Raw genomic sequence first — 19,402 nt, forward strand, 5'->3', positions numbered from 1 at the left:
CACTCCCCGCGCGGATCAGTCGACCTCCGCCACCGCCTGCGCGAACTGGGCCGCGTACAGCCGGGCGTAGGCGCCGTCGGACGCCAGCAGCTCGGCGTGGCTGCCCTGCTCCACGATGGATCCGTTCTCCATGACCAGGATCACATCGGCGTCCCGGATGGTGGAGAGCCGGTGGGCGATCACAAAGGACGTACGGCCGTGCGCGAGCCGGGCCATCGCCTGCTGGATCAGCACCTCGGTGCGGGTGTCCACCGAGCTGGTCGCCTCGTCCAGCACCAGGATCACCGGGTCGGAGAGGAAGGCGCGGGCGATGGTGATCAGCTGCTTCTCGCCCGCGCTGACCCCGGAGCCCTCGTCGTCGATGACGGTGTCGTAGCCCTCCGGCAGGGTGCGGATGAACCGGTCGGCGTGGGCGGCGCGGGCGGCCTCCTCGACCTCCTCCCGGGTCACCTCGCGGCTCGCGCCGTACGCGATGTTCTCCGCGATGGTGCCGCCGAACAGCCAGGTGTCCTGGAGGACCATGCCGATCCCGGAGCGCAGCTCGTCCCGGGAGAGCTCGGTCACATCGGTGCCGTCCAGCAGGATCCGGCCGCCGGTCACCTCGTAGAACCGCATCAGCAGGTTGACCAGCGTGGTCTTGCCCGCACCGGTCGGTCCGACGATCGCCACCGTCTGGCCGGGCTCCACCGCGAGCGACAGCTCCTCGATGAGCGGCCGGTCCGGCTCGTAGCGGAAGGACACCTTCTCCAGGGTGATCCGCCCGGTCGCCGGGGTCCGGCGCTCGCGGCTCGCGGGCGCGTCCGGCTCCTGCTCCTCCGCGTCGAGCAGCTCGAAGACCCGCTCGGCCGAGGCCACCCCGGACTGCACCAGATTGGCCATCGAGGCGACCTGGGTCAGCGGCATGGAGAACTGCCGGGAGTACTGGACGAACGCCTGCACATCACCGATGGAGAGGTTGCCGGACGCCACCCGCAGCCCGCCGACCACCGCCACCAGCACATAGTTGATGTTGGAGACGAAGAGCATCAGCGGCTGCATGATCCCGCTGTTGAACTGCGCCTTGAACGCGGCCCGGCGCAGCGCCTCGTTCTGCTCGTGGAAGTCCTCGGCGGCCTCCCGCTGCCGGCCGAACACCTTCACCAGGGCGTGCCCGGTGTACATCTCCTCCACATGGGCGCTCAGCCGGCCGGTGGACTTCCACTGCTCCACGAAGTGCGGCTGCGACCGCTTGCCGATCCGGGTCGCGACCAGCACCGAGACCGGCACGGTCACCAGCGCGACCAGCGCCAGCAGCGGCGAGATCCAGAACATCATCGCCAGCACGCCGAGGATGGTGAAGAGCGAGTTGATCAGCTGACCCATGGTCTGCTGCATGTTCTGCGCGAGGTTGTCCAGGTCGTTGGTGGCCCGGCTCAGCACCTCGCCGCGCTTGGCCCGGTCGAAGTACGACAGCGGCAGCCGGGAGAGCTTCGCCTGCACCTCCTCGCGGAGCCGGGAGACGGTCCGGTTGATCGCCCTGGTCGCCATCCGGGTGGAGATCAGCATCAGTCCGCCGGCCACCAGATAGACCGCCAGCGCCATCAGCAGCACCCCGCCGACCGCGCCGAAGTCGATGCCCCGGCCGGGGGTGAAGTCCACCCCGGAGAGCATGTCCGCCAGCCCGTGGTCACCGCGCTGCCGCAGCCCGGCGAGCGCCTGTTCCTTGCTGACGCCCCCGGGGATCCGGTGGCCGACGACGCCGGCGAACACCAGGTCGGTGGCCCGGCCGAGGATCTTCGGGCCGACCACCGAGAAGCCGACGCTCAGCAGACCGGTGGCGATCATCACCCAGAGCGTGGCCTTCTCCGGAGCCAGCTGGCGCAGCAGCCGCCTGGCGGACCCCTTGAAGTCCATCGACCGCTGGTCGGGACCGCCGCCGGCCGCCATCATCCGTCCCGCCGCCATCAGGCAGCCTCCGCTTCCGTCAGCTGGGAGAGCACGATCTCCCGGTACGTCTCGTTCTCCGCCATCAGCTCGGTGTGCCGGCCGGTGCCCACGACCCGGCCCTCGTCCAGCACCACGATCCGGTCGGCGTCGCGGATGGTGGAGACCCGCTGGGCCACGATGACCACGGTCGCCCCGGCGGTCTCCCGGGCCAGCGCGGCCCGCAGCCGGGCGTCGGTTGCGTAGTCGAGCGCCGAGAACGAGTCGTCGAAGAGATAGACCTCCGGGCGCCGCACCAGCGCCCGGGCGATGGCCAGCCGCTGCCGCTGCCCGCCGGAGACATTGGTGCCGCCCTGCGCGATCGGCGCGTGCAGACCGTGCTCCAGCTCCCGTACGAAGTCGGCCGCCTGCGCCGTCTCCAGCGCCTGCCACAGTTCCTCGTCGGTGGCGTCGGGACGGCCGTACCGCAGATTGGTGGCGACCGTGCCGGAGAAGAGGTACGGCTTCTGCGGCACCAGACCGACCGTCCGGGACAGCAGCTCCGGGTCCAGCTCCCGGACGTCCGCGCCGTCGACCAGCACCTGGCCGCCGGTCACGTCGAAGAGCCGGGGGACCAGGCCGAGCAGGGTCGACTTGCCGCTGCCGGTGGAGCCGATGATCGCGGTGGTCTCACCGGGCCGGGCCACCAGGTCCACCCCGCGCAGCACCGGTTCCTCGGCGCCCGGGTAGCGGAAGTCCGCGCCGCGCACCTCCAGCTCGCCGTGCCGGGACAGCTCGCGCACCGGGGCGGCCGGCGGGACGACGCTGGAGCGGGTGGCGAGCACCTCCTCGATCCGCTCGGCGCAGACCTCGGCGCGCGGCACCATCATGAACATGAAGGTGGCCATCATCACCGCCATCACTATCTGCATCAGATAGGCGAGGAAGGCGGTGAGCGCCCCGATCTCCATGGCGCCGGAGTCGATCCGGTGGGCGCCGAACCACACCACGGCCACACTGGAGACGTTCACCACGGTCATCACCACCGGGAACATCAGCGCCATCAGCCGGCCGGTGGAGAGCGAGACATCGGTCAGCTCGGTGTTGGCGGTACGGAACCGCCCGCGCTCGTACTCGTCCCGGACGAACGCCCGGATGACCCGGTTGCCGGTGATCTGCTCCCGGAGCACCCGGTTCACCCCGTCCAGCCGGGACTGCATGGTCCGGAACAGCGGCCGCATCCGCCGGATGATCAGCAGGACGGCGATGCCCAGCACCGGCACCACCGCGAGCAGCACCGCCGACAGCGGCACGTCCAGCGCCAGCGCCATGGCGATGCCGCCCACGCACATGATCGGCGCGGACACCATCAGCGTGAACGCCATCAGCACCAGCATCTGGATCTGCTGGACGTCATTGGTGGTCCGGGTGATCAGCGAGGGGGCGCCGAACTGCCCGACCTCCCGGGCGGAGAACGACTGCACCCGCTCGAAGACCGCCGCCCGCAGGTCCCGGCCGAGCGCGGCGGCGGTACGGGCGCCGAAGTAGACGGCGCCGATGTTGCAGACCACCTGCACCAGCGAGATGCCGATCATCAGGGAGCCGAAGCGCAGGATGTAACCGGTGTCCCCGGCGACCACACCGTTGTCGATGATGTCCGCGTTGAGGGTCGGCAGATAGAGGGTGGCGGAGGTCTGGAGCAGTTGCAGCAGGACCAGAAGGGCTATGGGCCGTTTGTAGGGCGCCAGATGGGTTCGGAGAGTTCGTCTGAGCACAGCCCCACTATCGCTCTCCCGGCCACCTTGTTACGACCCGTTTCGACCGGCCGCGCCGGGTGCCTTCCCCCGTACGTACGTCCCCGGGCCGGTCCCCGCGCGTACGCCCCCGGGCCGGTGCGCCGTACGTCCTCGGGCCCTCCCGCGCGTACGTCCCCGGGCCGGTCCCGCCCGTAGGTCCCGGGGCCCTCCCGCGCGTACGTCCCCGGGGCCGGTCCCGCGCGTACGCCCCGGGGGCGGCCGGTCACCGCTCGCGTCACCGCTCGCCGAACGCCCCCGGGTGCAGCTGGTCGCGGGTGGCACCGTACTGCTGCCGGACCGCCTGGCCCATCGCCAGCTCGTCGCCCGGCTCGAAGATCTGCGCGGCCGCGCCCTGCCAGGCGGGCGGGGCCCCCGGCGACAGGGCACCCCGGTTGACCCCGAGCGCCCAGGCGGCCTGCCGGGCCGCGCCGAGCGCCGCGTAGTCGGCCGGCTGCGGGACGACCACCTGCGCCCCGAAGAGCGCGGGCGCGATCGCCTGCACGGCGGGCAGTCCGGCGGCGGCGCCCAGCAGGAACACCCGCCGCACCGCCACCCCCCGGCCGCGCAGCACGTCCATCGCGTCGGCGAGCGAGCAGAGCATCCCCTCGAAGGCGGCCCGCGCCAGGTGCTCGGGCTTCATCGACTCCCGCCGCAGCCCCTGGAGCGTCCCGGCGGTGTGCGGCAGCCGGGGCGTGCGCTCGCCCTCCAGATAGGGGAGCAGCACCAGCCCCGAGGAGCCCGGGGTGGACTTCAGCGCCAGCGCCGACAGCTCGTCGAGGCCGTCCAGGCCCAGCATCTCGGCGGTGCCGCGCAGCGCCCGGACCGCGTTGGTGACATGCACCACCGGCAGATGCATCCCGGTGGCGTCCGCGTAGGCGGTGACCAGGCCCCGGGGGTCGGCCGGCGTCTCGTGGTGCACGGCCATCACCGAGCCCGAGGCGCCGAGCGAGACCACCGCGTCCCCGATCCCGATGCCCAGCCCGAAGGCCGCCGCCATGGTCTCGCCGGTGCCGGCCGAGATCAGCAGGCCCTCCGGCGTGGTCCCGGCCGCCTCGGCGGGGCCGAGCACCTCGGGCAGCGCCGCCTGGCGCCCGAGCGCCAGTTCCACCAGGTCCGGGCGGTACGAACCGGTCGCCGCCGACCAGTAGCCGGTGCTGGACGCGGCGCCCCGGTCGGTGGTCCGGCGCACCGGCCGGCCCAGCAGCTGCCAGACCAGCCAGTCGTGCGGCTGGAGCAGCAGCGCGACCCGGGCGGCCGCCTCCGGCTCGGTCCTGGCCAGCCAGCGCAGCTTCGCCACCGGCATGGACGCCTGCGGTACGGCACCGACCGCGTCCGCCCACGCCTGCCGGCCGCCCAGCGCCTCGATCAGATCGGCCGCCGCCACCTGGGCCCGCTTGTCGTTGCCGACCAGCGCCGGGCGCACCAGGGTGCCCCCGGCGTCCAGCGGCACCAGACCGTGCTGCTGGGCGGAGACCCCGATCGCCTCGACGCCCTCCAGGAGGCCGCCGGACGCCGCCTCACCGAGCGACAGCAGCCATGCCTCGGGGTCGACCTCCACGGCCTTCGGTTCGACGGGGTGCGGAGCGTAGCCCTGCCGCAGCACCGCACCCGTGTCCGCGTCGCAGACCACGACGCGTGTGAAACCCGACGAACTGTCCAACCCGGCGACTATCCCCATGGTGAGGATTCTGCCGCACGCCGTCGCCCCGCCGGTGCCGCCCCCGGTGTCCGCCCGGGGGCACCGGGGAGCGGGGATTCAGCGGGGCCCGGGCCCGTCAGGTGTTGGTCGTCCCCCAGTCGTCCTCACCGCCCTGGGCGCGCTCCCGCAGCGACCGCACCCGCTCCGCGACCGAGTCCGGCATCCGGTCGCCGACCCGGTCGCTCACCACCTGGAACGCCTTGCCCGCCACCTCCCGGCCGGTCTGGCTCGCGGACTCCGCGGCGTTCCGCACGGCGGGGTTGTGCGAGACCTGGCGCGCGGATTTGCGCAGCTGCTCGTACCGCTCCCGTCCGGCCCGGGTACCGAAGACGTACCCCAGCGCGAGACCGGCGACGAACGTGACCTTGTACCGCATGGCTGCCACCCTTCCCGTAGGCGTCGGTGCTCGCCGCCTACCCGGGATGGCCGCAGATCACCCGATGGCCGGCGGCCGGGACGATCACAGGACACCGATTGGCGGAGCACCCCCCTGCTTGCGCTAATGTATGTGTCGCAGCGAGCGAGCGCCGCCCGGGACGCCCGGGGTGGGTACGTTCGATGCACCGCAGCAATCCCCTGTAGCTCAATTGGCAGAGCAGCCGGCTGTTAACCGGCAGGTTACTGGTTCGAGTCCAGTCGGGGGAGCGCGATCCCCTGTAGCTCAATTGGCAGAGCATTCGGCTGTTAACCGGAGGGTTGCTGGTTCGAGTCCAGCCGGGGGAGCGATACGGAAGAGGGCCCCTCGGCGGGCCCTCTTCGCGTTTCCGGGCCCTTCCGCCTCCCCCCGGAGTGAAACTCCCGGTGATTTCCGGCCACCCCGGGAACCGCGCAGGCGACGGCGCCGTCCTCCTGGGCATGAGCAGCCGACCATACGGAGCAGGAGATCGTATGAGCGGCTATGCTGCGGCAGACGGCGCGTACATGTGTGCGCGACGCGCCGTAGGGGGCGGTAGCTCAGCCGGTTAGAGCAGCGGACTCATAATCCGTCGGTCGTGGGTTCGAGTCCCACCCGCCCCACCAGCAGTCGATCGAGCAGAACCGTTTCTGCTCCAGCCGCACCGGCCCTCCAGCCGCACCGGCCCTCCGGCCGTCCTTCACGCGGCCCTTCACGGCAGCCGGGCGGCGGTCACCAGCAGGGTGTCCACCCTGCGCGGCCCGCCGGCCGCCGCCGGCAGCACCTCCGTACCGGTCCCCGCCGCACCCGGCCCCGCCGAGGACCTTCCTCCACGCCCGCTCCCACGGCACCCGGCGGCGCATCACGGCGACCCCGCCGTGATGCGTCCTCGCGCGAACGCCGGTCGCCCCCGCGTCGGACCGCGCGGGGGAGCCGTCCAGACAGCGCGCCAGGGTGGCGAACACCAGTCACCCGCCCCGCCGGCGGAGCGTGCCTCGCGGGGGCGGGTGGGCCGGGGAGTGGTGAGGGGGGACGACTGGGGCGCTCACTCCCAGGTGGGTTCGCTGGCAAGGGCCGACGGGGTGGTGAGGGTCCTGATCACGGTGGCTCCTGACGTCGTGTGGTGATGGGCGTGTGGGGGACGGCCGGTTCGCGTGCGTGGCGGCGGGGGGGGGCGGGGGCCGGCTCGTTCGGGATGCGGGGGGCCTCCGTGGCACGCGGAGGGGGCGCCCGGCCGCGAGGGTGCGGCGGGACGGGGGCGGCCGCCGTGCCCCCCGGCACGGCGACCGCGGCGCCGGCGGCACCGCCCGGTCAGGGGCGGCGGGGGCCGGCGGTCAGGCGGCTCCGCGGTGGGTGGCGGGCGGGGCCGGAAGGGTGTGGGTCACGGTCGCCGTGAACCGGGTCTCACCGCTCTGTACGGCCGCCACGGCGAGAGCGGGGGCGTCGTCGGGGGTGGCCGGGCCCGCGGTGATCAGGCAGGGCGCGTCCAGCTCGACGTACCGGGAGAAGACGCACTCCAGGCCCAGGATCACGGCGGATCCGCCGGCCGAGCGCTGGGCGCACTGGTGGGCGGCCTCCAGCAGCAGCATGCCGGGCACATGGTCCACGGGGTGGTCGAAGAGCACCGGGTGGGCCGGGTCCACCCGCAGCAGCCAGCCGGCGGGCCCGGCTCCGGTGGCCGTCTCCCGGCCGGCCGGGGCGAGCACCACGTCCCGGGGGCGGGTGCGCCCGGTGACCCGGTGCGGCAGCGGCGCCGGGGCGGGCGGTGCGGCCGCCATGACCCGGGCGGCATCGCCCCGGGCGCCGCGCAGCCGGCGGTAGACGGCCGGCGACTGGACGGTGAACCGGGTCTCGGCCCGGGCGAACGGCCGGCCGCCGCGGGTGATCAGAAAGCGCATCGACAGGGCGACGGTCAGGGCGCCCCGGCGCACCAGGTCGTGGCAGTCCACATGGAGTTCGAGCTCCGGGCTCTCGGAGGCGGGCACCCCCGGCGCCGGCGGCTCGAACCGGTAGGAGAAGCGCTCCCAGATCAGCTGATGCCCGACCGGCACCTCGTAGGCGGCGTGGCAGAGCAGCGGAAACGTCTGGCGGATCGTCTCGCAGAGCAGCAGCGGGTCGGCTTCCGGCGCCATCCGGTAGAAGGGGTGGCTCCGGGGCCAACGAGCGGATATCCGGAAGGAGTCGGGGGCGGTCCGCCGCCACCGCACGAGATAGACCTCACCCGGATCCGACTTGTGCACCAGCCGTGGTGTCACGGCCCCGGCCGCGGATTCCGGAGCGGCGAGTGGGCGGTGTGCGGCTGCGAGCATGGCTTCCCTTTCCCCGTGGGGCTCGGTTACGCCGGAGTGGCGCTTGAGTGGTACCAGCAATAACATAGAGACCGTTCTGTTTGATGTCGAGACGGGTGGTGTGCATGGTGGTGAGGCCGAGGCAGGAGCGGGCGGTCCGGACACGGGAAGCGATCCTCCGGGCGGCCGCCGAGGTCTTCGACGAGACCGGTTACGAGGGGGCGGGCATCGCCCGGATCCTCGCCAAGGCGGGGGTCACCCAGGGCGCCATGTACTTCCACTTCGCGTCCAAGGCCGAGCTGGCCCGGGCGGTGATGCTTGAACAGGCCGCTGATGTGTCACTGCCGGATCACCCCGCGGGGCTCCGGCAACTGGTCGAGGTGACCCTGATGCTCGCCGAGGAGCTGCGCACCAATGTGCTGCTGCGGGCGGGGGTGCGGCTCGCGGTGGACCCGAGCGGTCCCGTCCACGAGGACAATTCGATCTACGGCTGGTGGGCCGAGCGGTTCCGGCTGGAGCTTCAACTCGCGGCCGAACAGGGTGATGTGCGCCCCGATGTGGACGCCGAGGAGTTCGCCCAGACCCTGGTGGGGGCCTTCACCGGGACGCAGATACTGTCCCAGATGACCTCCGGGCGGGCCGACCTTCCGCGCCGGATCGTGGGGCTCTGGCGTTATCTGCTGCCGGGTATCGCGACCCCCGAGGGGCTCTCCCGGGTCGTTCTCGCAGACCTCGATGTGCCGGCTGTGCCGGCTGTGCCGGCTGTCTCGGATGCCTCGGCCGTGCCGGACGTTCCGGTCGATCCCTCCACCTCCGGGGGAGCTCCCGCCGACGCGTCCACCGGTGCCGATGCCGGTGCCGATGCCCGCGCCGATGCGTCTGCCGGTACCGGCGCCGGGGCCGGCGCCGCTGCCGATCTGCCGGAGGCGGTGCGCGGATGAGCCGGCAGGACACACGGCGGATCGTGCTCACCGGGGTCACCGGCTTCATCGGCGGACGGGCGGCGGCCGCCCTGGCGCGGGCGCGGGCCGCCGGGGCGCCGCTCGTGCTGCGCGGAGTGGGGCGCAGTCCCGCACCCGAGTGGTGGAGTGAGGCCGGCGGCGAGTGGGTGGTGGCGGACCTCGCGACTCCGGACACCCTGCGCGACGTCTGCCGGGACGCGACCGCGCTGGTCCATCTGGCCAGCCGGATCGGCGGCGACGAGGAGAGCTGCGCGGCGGTCAATGTGACCGGCACCGAGGCGCTGATGGCCGACGCGGTACGGCACGGGGTCGGGCGGATCGTCCACCTCTCCACCGCCGCCGTGCACGGCCCGGGCCCGCACCGGGGCGCGGATCCGGCCGGGCTCGTCCCGCAACCGGTCTCACCGGCGAGCCGCACCCGGCTGGCCGGTGAGCGGTACGCCCTCGACGCGGGTGCCGTGGTGCTGCGGCCTGGCCTGGTGCTCGGCGGCGGGGACCGCTGGGTCGTCCCGGTCGTCGCGGAGCTGCTGGCGCGGGTGCCCGGGCGCTGGGACGGCGGGAAGGCGCGTCTCTCGGTGGTCGAGGTGAAGGATCTGGCCCGGCTGATCGCGGCGCTGGCGGTGTCGCCGGAGCCGGTGGCGCCCGGTGTCTACCACGCCAGTCACCCCGAGCCGGTACGCGTCGGCGACCTGCTGGACCGGCTGGTCGACGTGGGGGTGCTGCCCCCGGTGCCGGACCGGGACCTGGACTGGCCGGAGTGCCTCGCCCGGCTGGCGGCGACCCGGGGCGGCCCGAGCGAACGCCAGCTCGCCCTGCTGGCCCAGGACAACTGGTACCGGGACGACCGGATCTGGCGGGCGGCGGGCTGCGAGCCCGGCCCCGGGGTCCTGGCCCGGCTCGACTCCTCGGCCGGCTGGTACCGGGACCACCTGGCCAGCCACTGGTGAGCCGGGGCCGACAGCGCGGCCCTGCGGGAACAGGCCCGACGGAACGGGCTGATGGGGGCTGAGCTGTTGAGGGCTGATGAGACGGCCCTGCCGGGAGCGGCCCGGTGGGGCGGGCCGCCGACCGGACGGTGACGGGTCCGGTGGCGGACGCCCGGCGGTGCGTGCCGGGCGGTGACGGGCGTCCGGCGCTGCCGGCCGGGCGCCATGAACGAGGGCCCCGGTGCTCCGAGGGGGGAGCACCGGGGCCCTCGCGCGTCCGGCGTCGGGGCGGCGGAGACTACTCGACGACCAGTTCCACCGGGATGTTGCCGCGGGTGGCCTTCGAGTACGGGCAGAACGCGTGCGCCTTCTCCAGCAGCGCCTGGCCCGCCTCGCCCTGGAGGTGGTCCGGCAGCTCCACCCGCAGCGCGACCGAGAGCGCGAAGCCGCCGTCGCCGGCGTCCTTGCCGATGCTCACCTCGGCGGTGACCGAGGCGTCCTTGACGTCGATCTTCTCCTGGCGGCCGACGGCGCCCAGCGCGCTGGCGAAGCAGGCGGCGTAACCGGCGGCGAAGAGCTGCTCCGGGTTGGTGCCCTCGCCGTTTCCGCCCATGGACTTCGGGAAGCCGAGGGGCAGGTCGAGGGTGCCGTCGGAGCTGACGGCACGGCCCTCGCGTCCGTTGGCGGTGGCGACGGCGGTGTACAGGGCGTCCATGCCTCTTGTCCCTTCGTTGGCGGTCCGGCGAACCGGTGCGACGGTGCGTGTCTCCATTAGTAGCGCGCGATTGAGTTGTGTGCAACTTAATTGGCCTCCGGGTGTGGCGGTAATCTGGCCCCATGGACGCCATGGACCTGTCCGGGACCGTGCGGGACGAGGACTTCCTCCGTCTCGACCACCAGATCTGCTTCTCGCTGCACGCCGCCGCCCGCGCCTTCAACGGGGTGTATCGCACTGCCCTCAAGGACCTGGGCCTCACCTATCCGCAGTACCTGGTGATGCTGGTGCTCTGGGAGCACGGCGAACTGCCGGTCAAGCGGATCGGGGAGCGGCTGCGGCTCGACTCCGGCACCCTCTCGCCGCTGCTCAAGCGACTGGAGGCGGCCGGGCAGGTGGAACGGCGGCGCGACCCGGAGGACGAGCGCTCGGTCACCGTCCGGCCCACCGCCGCCGGGGCGGAGCTGCGGGAGCGGGCGCTCGGGGTGCCCCGGCGGATCGCCGCCGCCACCGGGCTGTCGCTGGACGAGGTACGGGAGCTGCGCGGCCGGCTCGACCGGCTCACCGCCGCCCTGGACCGGGCCGGCACCGGGACGGCGGACGGGCCGGAGTCCGCGCCGGGACTCGGGCCGGAATCCACGGACGGGCCCGCCCCGGCGGTCGGGCGCCCTGGGCCCGGGCAGGGACCGGGGGAGTGCGCCGCCGGAGCGGAGTGAGCCGGGCCCGGGCGCTCCGGATCCGCCGCACCCGCCCGGTCGCCGGACGGCCCATGCACCGGGGGTCCGGGCGTCAGAGCCTGTCGGGGCACCTCGGAAGTGCAGGTCAGGGCCGCAGGGTGACGCATGGGGGCGGAAGACGCCGTCCGGAAAAGGCGTCATGGTGGCGGCGGTTCGGAACGGCTCACGCTTCCGGAGGGGGAGCTTCGCCCGGAAGGCCGACGATCACGGTGACGCCCGAGCTCCTCCAAGCCGCTTCAGGACGATCGCTTCGGGCCCCTCGGCCTGCCGGAGCGCCTGCCGGAGCGCCTTCCGGCGTGGGGGTGGCCGCCGAAGCCCCGGATGGTCGCGGCCGGTGAGGGCCGGCCCCGCGACCCTCCGGTGGCGTGCGGGGGTCAGGCGGTGGGGTCGGCGGGGATCGCGTGGATCTCGACGGGATCGTTGCACGGCGTCCCGCCCGGCCCGGGACACGCCGAAGCCCGTGCGGCGATCTCGATCGCCCGCTCCTCGCTCGCGACGTCGACGACCCAGTACCCGGCGAGGATCCCGCCCTTGAGCGAGGGCCCGTCCGTGACCCGCGGCGCTCCCTCCGCGCTCGCCCGTACGGTCTTCGCCAGGCCGGGCCCGCCGAGCCCACGGGCCTCGACCATCTCGCCCGCCGCGGTCAGCTCGTCGTTCAGCGCCCCCATGTGGGCGAACATCGCCTTCGTGTCGTCCTCGTCATAGCCCGCCATGACACCGTCCCAGCCGTCGGCTTCCACATTGATCTGGATCATGTACAACATCAGGTGCTCCTCGGTTCGGGCCGGGTCGTTCCGCGTCGTTCCGGGTCGTTCCGTGTCGTTTCGTGTCCTTCCGGGTCGAAGGGCAGACCTCCCGGCCCGGCAGAACTCATCGGTCCCGGCCCGGCCGGCCGTGCCCGGTCAGGTCCGCTCCGGAGCGCTTCGGGAGCGTTCGTGGTCGCGACCGGAGATCTCGGACGGACGCTCGGGCAGCCCGGGCGTCAGACGATGCCGCGTACGACGCCGAGCCCGACCAGGTCCTGCGGGCGCAGCCGCAGTTGGCCGGCGGTCCGGGCGACCTGGTCCTGCGGCCGCTTGAGGATGGCGGCCGCCAGTTCCGGGGCGATCACCGAGAAGTAGGCGTCCCGGGTGGTCCAGGTGTTGCCAGGGGCGGCCAGCGCCAGCGCCCCGCCCGAGCCGCCCTCGCCGATCAGCAGACTGGTCACCGGCACCCGCGCGCCCGCCACGGCCGCGAACACCTCCGCGATCGCCGCGCCCGCGCCCGCCCGCTCGGCCGTCGCGTCGTTGGCGGCGCCCGGGGTGTCGATGAGGGTCAGCACCGGCAGCCCCAGCCGGTCGGCCAGCCGGATCACCCGGGCCGCCGTGCGGTACCCGGCCGGCCGGGTCGCCGTACCGCACTGCGCGGCGTACACCACCGCCCGCCCGGCCTCCGGTCCCGTACCGGGGCGCACCCCGATCCCGCACAGCAGCCCCGGGTCCACGCCCCCGCAGCGGTCGCCGGAGAGCGGCAGCCGGTGGGCGAAGTACCGGTCCAGATACGCCTGCGCGCGCGGGCGCCCGGCGCTCCGGGCCCGCTCCACCGCCGCCCAGCCGGTGGCCGCCGGGGGCTCGGCCGAGAGTCCCTCCGGCACCGGCGCGGGCGCCGGGCCGGACCCGGACCCGCCGGACACGACGGACCCGCCGGTAAGGCCGTCCCCCGGCATGCGCCCGCCCGGCCCCGACAGCGCGGCCACCCAGCGGGCCAGGGTCGCGCGCAGCTCCCCGGGCCGTACCACCGCGTCGATGTGACCGGCCGCCAGCTGGCCCTCCGCCGTGTACGCGGCCGGGTCGGCGTCCGGCGGCCGTACCCGGGAGCCGGCGAAGCCCACCTGCGCCCCGGGCAGCGCCAGGATCACATCGGCGCCCGCGCCCAGGGTGGCCCAGCCGCCGCCGGTCGCCGGGTCGCGCAGCACCGCGAGATGCGGCAGGCCCGCCTCCCGCAGCAGCACCGAACCGCGCGCCACCCGCTGGAGCTGGGTGAGCGCCACCATGCCCTCCTGCATCCGGCTGCCCCCGGTCGCCACCAGCGAGACCAGCGGCAGCCGCCGGGACCTGGCCAGGCCGAAGGCGGCCTCCAGCCGGTCGCCGGTCCGCTCGCCCAGCGAACCGCCCAGAAAGCCGAACTCGAACGCCACCACCACGCACGGCAGTTCGCCGATCCGAGCGGTGCCGTACACCACCGACTCGGTCTCCCCGGTGCGTTCGGCGGCGCGGGCCCGGGCCGTGTCGTACCCGGTCCAGCCGAGCGGACCGTCCGGCGCGGTGGTCCGCTCGGGCGGCCGGTGCTCGGTGAAGTCGTCGGCCACCAGGGCCAGTACGGTACGGGCCGGGAGGCGGTCCGGCTCAGACACCGGGACCGCCGAGGTCGCCGGGACCACCGAGATCGCCGGGGTCCCTGAGGTCGCCAGTGCCGCCGGGGCCCCTGAGATCGCCGGGACCGCCGGGACCGGCAAGGGCACCGGGCCCGCCAGTGCCGCCGGGCCCGGCAGGACCACCGGTGCCGCCTGGGTCACCGAGCGCGCGCTTCATGACCTTGCCCATGTCGTTCCGGGGCAGGGCGTCGAGGTACCGGACGCTCCGGGGTCGCTTGTGCGGGGCCAGTTGGTCCGCCACCTGACCGGCCAGCTCCGCCTCGCCCGGCGGGTCGGCCGGGTCGGCCGGAACGACCCAGGCCACGATCCGCTCGCCCAGGTCCGGGTCGGGCTCCCCGGTCACCGCCGCCTCCCGCACCCCCGGGTGCTCCAGCAGGACGTTCTCGATCTCCCCGGCGCCGATCTTGTAGCCACCGCTCTTGATCAGGTCGGTCGCCTTCCGGCCCACCAGCCGTACGGCCCCGTCCTCCTCCCGTACCGCCATGTCGCCGGTACGGAACCAGGGGCCGTCGAAGGCGGCGGCGGTGGCGTCCGGCCGGTTGAGATAGCCGGTGAACAGGGCCGGGCCGCGCACCTGGATCTCCCCGACGGCCTCCCCGGCGCTCTCGCCGTCCCGGGCGGTCAGCTCGGAGCCGTCCTCCTCCACCAGCCGGAGGTCCACCCCGGCCAGCGGCCTCCCGACCGTGCCGGGGCGCGGGTCCGGGTCGTCCGTCCGGACGCCGGCGATCATGAGCGTCTCGGTCATCCCGTACCGCTCCACCACCCGCCGCCCGGTCCGGGCCGCGATCCTGGCGTGGTCGTGCAGCGGCAGCGCGGCCGAGCCGGAGACCAGCAGCCGGGCGTCGGAGAGCGCCCGTACCACCGCCGGGTCGCTCTCGGTGGCGTCCGCCAGCCGGTGGTACATCGTGGGCACCCCGAACAGCATCGTCCCGCCGTCCGCCAGCGCCCCGGCCACCGCCTCGGGGGAGAACCGCCCCAGATGGCGCAGGCTCCCGCCGCGCCGCAGCGGGCCCAGCACGCCCAGGATCAGCCCGTGCACATGGAACAGCGGCAGCGCGTGCACCAGCACGTCCCGCTCGGTCCACTCCCAGGCGTCCGCCAGCGCGTCCAGCGAGGCGGCGATCGCCCGGCGGGGCAGCACCGCGCCCTTCGGCGGCCCGGTGGTGCCCGAGGTGTAGACGACCAGGGCGGGCGCCTCGCCGTCCGGTTCCGCCGGCAGCTCCACCGCCGGGCTGCCGCGCAGCGGCACGTCCACCCGGGGCAGGGCGGCCAGGGCGGCGGGGAGTTCGGCGTCCGGGGCGGCGAGCAGCAGCCCGGGGGCGCTGTCCCCGAGGATGTGCGCCAGCTCCCGTTCCCCGGTCCTCGGGTTGAGCGGTACGGCGGGCACGCCCGCGAGCAGCGCGGCCACCACCGCGACCGCCGTGTGCGGCGAGGGCGTCGCCCAGACCGCCACCCGCCCGGCCCCGTCCAGCCGGCCCGCCAGACCGGCCGCCGCGTCACGCAGTTCGCGGTGGGTCAGGGTGTACGCGCCGAAGGTCAGCGCGGGCCGGTCGGATCCGGCCGCCAGGGCCGGAAAGAGGGAGCTCACTCGTGGTCCTCCTCGAAGCGCGTCGCCGCCGCACGGAACCGTGCGGGGCCCGGACGCCGTGACGCCGGGCCCCGCCATTCTTTCCGTACTCCCCGTGGGGGATACAAGGACGTCGATCACGTCCGGAGACGTCCGGCACGCCTGGCAGGTGTGGCACGCCCGGCACGCCCCTGCACGCCCGGCCGGTCGCGCACCGGGCCGCCGGAGTCCCCGGGCCGACCGCGCACCGGCCCGCCCTGGGAACCGCCTCCGGTGAACGGCCCTCCGGGGCCGCTACTCCGCCTCGGCCAGCGGGTTCAGCGTCAGCGGCTGGACGTGGCCCTCCAGCATCTCGCCGAGCCCCAGCACGGCGCAGTACTCCGGCCGTTCCGCGATCCGCACCGGCATCGTGGTGGCGTTCCGCAGCAGCTGGTCCAGGCCGGGCAGCCGGGCGAAGCCGCCGACCATGGTGATGCCGCCGTCGGCCAGATCGGCCACCAGGTCGGGCGGGCAGTCGCGCAGCACCTTGCCGATGCCGTCGAGCACGGCGGTGAGCGGGGTGTGGATGGCCTGGCGGATGGCGGCGGTGTCCACCAGCACCGAACGCGCCAGCCCGGTCGCCACGTCCCGGCCGTGGATCTCGGTGGCGGTCGGCCCGGTCGGCTCCAGGCCCGTCCCGTGCAGGGCCAGCTGGAGCGGCCGTACCGCCTGGCTCGGCAGCATCAGCTCGTGCTGGTGGCGGAGGTACTGGATGACCGCGTGGTCGATGGCGTTGCCGCCCACCGGAATGCGCTCGGCGGTCACGATGGAGCCCAGCGAGAGCACCGCGATCTGGGTGGTGGCGGCGCCGCAGACCATGATCATGGACGCGGTCGGCTGCTCCACCGGCAGCCCGCAGCCCACGGCCGCCGCGATCAGCGTGTCCACCAGCTCCACCCGGCGGGCGCCGAGCCCGACCATGGTCTCCACGGTGGCGCGCTGCGCCAGCGGGTCGCTGTCGTGCGGGGTGCAGGCGGCGGCCCGCAGCAGCGGCTTGCGGCGCAGCTGGCGGCGGAGCTTCTCGCCGAGCAGGCCGCGCAGCATCCGCTGGGCCAGCTCCACGTCGACGACGGTGCCGCCGGTCACCGGGCGCGCCACCCGGATGTATTCGGGGGTGCGGCCGGTCATCTTCTCCGCGAACTCCCCGACGGCGATGAGCGAGCCGGTACGCGTATTGACGGCGACGACGCTCGGCTCGTCCACGACGAGGCCGGACCCCTTGATGAACACCCGGGTCCTGGCGGCGCCCAGGTCGACGGCGACATGGCAGCGGCGCAACTGGTCGAGACTGACGGTCACGGTGCGGTCCTCCCGAGAGCGATACGTGCTTCGCATCGTCCGGGCGGTGTCCGCGCCCCGCGCGCTGGGCTGAGCCGGTCGGGGTGACCCGGGAGGCGTCGGGGTGACAGCGTCCCGCCGGGCGTGCCGCACCGGGCGGAACGGCCCCTGCCGTGCTAGGAGCCTGATGCCCCGTCAGTCCAGGCGCTGGAGGAGTCCCCAGGTGAACTCCGCCACCCGGGGCTCCTCGCCGGGCGGGGTGAAGGCGAGCCGCCGGCGGGTGGGCGCACTGCCCTCCAGTGGCCGGGCGGGCGGAAAGGCGCGGGCGACCTCGTCCACGGTGCAGGCCCAGGGGCGCAGATCGGCCGCCGTCCGCAGCGCGGGTCCGGCCGCCCCGGGCGCCCGGACCAGCCACTCGTTCCAGACCGCGCCGCCGGGCCCGGCCAGCACCTCGAAGCGCAGGTCGGGCCAGAGCGGTACGGGCCACAGCAGCGCGTCGCACTCCAGATCGCCGATGGTCCGGGGGGTACGGGACTCGGGCTCGCCCAGCACCGAGCGGTACCGGGCCAGGGCACCGCGCCCGCGCGGCGAGCGGACCATCGCCTGCCAGCGGCGGTTGGCCTCGCGCATCTCCGCGAGCGGGGCATCGAGCTCCCGGCGGGCGTCCTCGACCAGTCCGGGCTGGAAGTCGGCCATCCGGCGCAGCAGCACCAGCTGGAAGTCACGCACCCCGAAGGGCGCCGGGGGCCCGCCGGCGGACCGGCCGGGGGGTGGCGGTACGGCGTTCATGGGGGACATCCTGTCCTGCTGCCCGGTACGAGCGGGCGCACCGGGTCCCGTCCGGGTGCACCACCGCCCGGCGCGCGCGGGCGCGCCGGGTCCGGTCCTGAGGAGGCGGGTGCGAGCGGGCGCGCCGAGCCGGACGGCGGTTCACACAAGATCTCCACAGCCACATCTGTCCCAGGAGTCACAGGGCCGCATACTCTTCGGGCGCCATGGACTACTGCCACCGGTGCCGGCGGCACCTCAACGGAGCCCTCGCCTGCGCCGGCTGCGGTACGCCCGCCGAGGTGCTGCGCCAGGGTGCCCCGCACCCGTACGGACCGGTGCCCGAGCCCGGCCCGACGAGCCTCGTGAGCCCGGCGAGCCCCGTGGATTCCGTGCGGTCGTACGGCTCCGAGCCCGGCCCCCGGGGACCCGGCGGCCCCGGCGTACCGGACCGGCCGGACCACCGGCACCCGGCCCATGAGGACCGCCGGCACTCCGCCCACGAGCCGGACCGGCATCCGGCCCGTGAACCGGGCGACCGGCCGGACGACCGGCATCCGGTCTACGAGCTGGACCGGCCGCTGGGCCGGGGCGCCGAGCCGGCCCGGCCCGGCAGGGGCACCGGTCGGGCGGCCGCCCGGCGGGGTGCGTCCCGGTCGTCCGGTCGCCGCGCCCGCAGCCGCCGGGGCCGCCGGGCGGTCACCGGGGTGGCCGCGCTGGTCCTGGCGGCCGGGCTGCTGGGCCTGGCCGAGCTGGCGTGGGAGCACCCGGGCGAGGACGGTGCGGCCGTCGCCGTACAGCAGGAGGACGCCGCCCCGCCCGGACCGGCCCCCGAGCCCACGGCCGATCTGGACCGGGCGGCCGTGCCCGCCCCGGTGGACCGGCCGATCGCCATCACCTCCCGCGTCCCGGCGGGGGAGCGCCCGGAGGACGGGAGCGGCCCCGATGACGGCGCCTCCGCCGGTGCCGGGCCGAGCGACGCGGCGGACGGACCGGGCGCGGCACCGGACGGTCCCGGGGGCGGCCCGGCGGACGGGCCCCCCGGCGACCGGCCGGGCGGCGGGCTCTCCGCCCCGGCCCCGCGCCCCACGGACGCCCGGCCGGACCCGGAGGCGCCGGCCCCCGGCGACTCCGGCGGCCCGGGCACGCCCGGCGGACCCGGCGCGCCCGGCGACGAGGACGCCCCCACCCGGCCCACCACGCCCCCGGCCGCCTCCTCGCCCCCCGGCCGGCCGGCGCCGGAACCCGCCCCGTCCGAGACCTGCGACTGGTTCCTCTGGATGTGCCTCTGAGGGGTGGTCCGCGGGGACGGCGCGGCGGGTCGGCGTACGGGAACGGCCTACCGGACCGCGTCCCGGGGTGGCGTACCGGGACGGCGCACAGCAGGGGGACACCGGACCGGGCGGGTCAGAGCTCCGCGCCCAGCATCCGCCGCAGCAGGTCCCGCAGGGTGGTCCGGTCGGCGTCCGAGAGGGTGGCCAGCGGCTCACGGGCGAAGTCCAGCGCCTCCCGCAGCCGGGCGGCGGTGGCCCGGCCCTCGTCGGTCACGGCCGCCAGCTTCACCCGGCGGTCGCCCGGGTCCGGGCGGCGCTCCACCAGGCCCCGGGCCTCCAGCCGGTCCACGATCCCGGTGACGTTCGACGGCTCGCAGCGCAGCGCCCCGGCCAGCCGCCGCATGGGCAGCGGGTCCAGCGCCAGCAGCCCCAGCACCCGGGCCTGGGCGCCGGTCAGGGAGTGCCGGGCGGCGGCCTCCTCGTACTCCTGGTGGTAGCGGACCACCACATCGCCGATGAGCGCGATCACCTCGCGGGTGAGCGGATCGGCGCGCCTGCTGCGCGGGGACGGGCCCGGGCCCGCTGAAGACGACATGGCACCAGGGTACCCAGTTGCTTGACATCATGAAATATCCAGCTGCATG

Annotated in this window: 16 protein-coding genes and 3 tRNA genes; 7 read left to right on the plus strand and 12 right to left on the minus strand. The window is 75.0% G+C overall.

Annotated elements, in window-relative coordinates; genetic code table 11:
- Positions 1–15 precede the first annotated feature (15 nt).
- The 4 genes from NX801_RS21665 to NX801_RS21680 form a co-directional block, all read right to left on the minus strand.
- On the minus strand, positions 16–1,944 hold the full coding sequence (locus NX801_RS21665; RefSeq protein ID WP_258789483.1) for an ABC transporter ATP-binding protein: 1,929 nt from the start codon (positions 1,942–1,944) through the stop codon (positions 16–18).
- Complete coding sequence (locus NX801_RS21670) at positions 1,944–3,677, minus strand: ABC transporter ATP-binding protein (protein WP_258789484.1); 1,734 nt, start codon at positions 3,675–3,677, stop codon at positions 1,944–1,946. Before NX801_RS21670 ends, NX801_RS21665 begins: the two co-directional genes overlap by 1 nt.
- Before the next feature lie 256 nt (positions 3,678–3,933).
- Positions 3,934–5,376 carry an FGGY family carbohydrate kinase gene (locus NX801_RS21675; protein WP_258789485.1) on the minus strand — a complete coding sequence of 481 codons (1,443 nt, stop codon included), beginning with the start codon at positions 5,374–5,376 and terminating at the stop codon, positions 3,934–3,936.
- Between the two features lie 97 nt (positions 5,377–5,473).
- Positions 5,474–5,773 (minus strand): YtxH domain-containing protein, encoded by a 300-nt coding sequence (locus NX801_RS21680; RefSeq protein ID WP_258789486.1) that lies wholly within the window; start codon positions 5,771–5,773, stop codon positions 5,474–5,476.
- 196 nt (positions 5,774–5,969) lie between these two features.
- Here NX801_RS21680 and NX801_RS21685 point away from each other — a divergent pair.
- From NX801_RS21685 to NX801_RS21695, 3 genes are all read left to right on the plus strand, one after another.
- Positions 5,970–6,042 (plus strand) — tRNA-Asn (locus NX801_RS21685).
- Positions 6,043–6,047: 5 nt separating this feature from the next.
- Positions 6,048–6,120, plus strand: a tRNA-Asn gene (locus NX801_RS21690).
- Positions 6,121–6,340: 220 nt separating this feature from the next.
- A tRNA-Ile gene (locus NX801_RS21695) sits at positions 6,341–6,417 on the plus strand.
- 708 nt (positions 6,418–7,125) lie between these two features.
- Here the strand turns inward: NX801_RS21695 and NX801_RS21700 are convergent.
- On the minus strand, positions 7,126–8,166 hold the full coding sequence (locus tag NX801_RS21700; RefSeq protein ID WP_309505871.1) for a ScbA/BarX family gamma-butyrolactone biosynthesis protein: 1,041 nt from the start codon (positions 8,164–8,166) through the stop codon (positions 7,126–7,128).
- Positions 8,167–8,204: 38 nt separating this feature from the next.
- Between NX801_RS21700 and NX801_RS21705 the strand changes: the two genes are divergently transcribed.
- Positions 8,205–9,020, plus strand: a complete 816-nt coding sequence (locus NX801_RS21705; RefSeq protein ID WP_258789488.1) for a ScbR family autoregulator-binding transcription factor — start codon at positions 8,205–8,207, stop codon at positions 9,018–9,020.
- Positions 9,017–9,988: an NAD-dependent epimerase/dehydratase family protein gene (locus NX801_RS21710; RefSeq protein WP_258789489.1), complete on the plus strand. Its 972-nt coding sequence runs from the start codon at positions 9,017–9,019 to the stop codon at positions 9,986–9,988. Before NX801_RS21705 ends, NX801_RS21710 begins: the two co-directional genes overlap by 4 nt.
- A gap of 277 nt (positions 9,989–10,265) precedes the next feature.
- Here NX801_RS21710 and NX801_RS21715 read toward each other — a convergent pair whose 3' ends face one another.
- Positions 10,266–10,682, minus strand: coding sequence for an organic hydroperoxide resistance protein (locus NX801_RS21715; protein WP_258789490.1), 417 nt, complete (start codon positions 10,680–10,682; stop codon positions 10,266–10,268).
- 131 nt (positions 10,683–10,813) lie between these two features.
- Here NX801_RS21715 and NX801_RS21720 point away from each other — a divergent pair, with 131 nt between their 5' ends.
- On the plus strand, positions 10,814–11,398 hold the full coding sequence (locus NX801_RS21720; protein ID WP_258789558.1) for a MarR family winged helix-turn-helix transcriptional regulator: 585 nt from the start codon (positions 10,814–10,816) through the stop codon (positions 11,396–11,398).
- A gap of 395 nt (positions 11,399–11,793) precedes the next feature.
- On the opposite strand, the gene NX801_RS21725 is transcribed toward NX801_RS21720, so the two are convergent.
- The 5 genes from NX801_RS21725 to NX801_RS21745 form a co-directional block, all read right to left on the minus strand.
- The gene (locus NX801_RS21725; protein ID WP_258789491.1) at positions 11,794–12,183 is read right to left on the minus strand and encodes a YciI family protein; all 390 of its coding nucleotides are present in this window, start codon (positions 12,181–12,183) and stop codon (positions 11,794–11,796) included.
- A 218-nt stretch (positions 12,184–12,401) separates the two neighbouring features.
- The gene (locus tag NX801_RS21730) at positions 12,402–13,811 is read right to left on the minus strand and encodes a carboxyl transferase domain-containing protein (RefSeq protein ID WP_258789492.1); all 1,410 of its coding nucleotides are present in this window, start codon (positions 13,809–13,811) and stop codon (positions 12,402–12,404) included.
- Entirely contained in the window at positions 13,804–15,420 is a 1,617-nt protein-coding gene (locus tag NX801_RS21735; RefSeq protein ID WP_258789493.1) for an acyl-CoA synthetase, read from the minus strand. Before NX801_RS21735 ends, NX801_RS21730 begins: the two co-directional genes overlap by 8 nt.
- Positions 15,421–15,693: 273 nt before the next feature.
- The gene (locus NX801_RS21740; RefSeq protein ID WP_258789494.1) at positions 15,694–16,737 is read right to left on the minus strand and encodes a rod shape-determining protein; all 1,044 of its coding nucleotides are present in this window, start codon (positions 16,735–16,737) and stop codon (positions 15,694–15,696) included.
- Positions 16,738–16,911: 174 nt separating this feature from the next.
- Positions 16,912–17,505, minus strand: coding sequence for a hypothetical protein (locus tag NX801_RS21745; RefSeq protein WP_258789495.1), 594 nt, complete (start codon positions 17,503–17,505; stop codon positions 16,912–16,914).
- Between the two features lie 206 nt (positions 17,506–17,711).
- On the opposite strand from NX801_RS21745, the gene NX801_RS30810 reads away from it, so the two are divergent.
- Positions 17,712–18,776, plus strand: coding sequence for an SCO2400 family protein (locus tag NX801_RS30810; protein ID WP_309505872.1), 1,065 nt, complete (start codon positions 17,712–17,714; stop codon positions 18,774–18,776).
- A 115-nt stretch (positions 18,777–18,891) separates the two neighbouring features.
- On the opposite strand, the gene NX801_RS21755 is transcribed toward NX801_RS30810, so the two are convergent.
- Positions 18,892–19,353: a MarR family winged helix-turn-helix transcriptional regulator gene (locus tag NX801_RS21755; protein ID WP_258789496.1), complete on the minus strand. Its 462-nt coding sequence runs from the start codon at positions 19,351–19,353 to the stop codon at positions 18,892–18,894.
- Between the last annotated feature and the right edge of the window lie 49 nt (positions 19,354–19,402).

It is taken from the genome of Streptomyces pyxinae, from assembly GCF_024756275.1.
In the GTDB taxonomy this organism is placed as follows: Bacteria; Actinomycetota; Actinomycetes; order Streptomycetales; family Streptomycetaceae; genus Streptomyces; species Streptomyces pyxinae.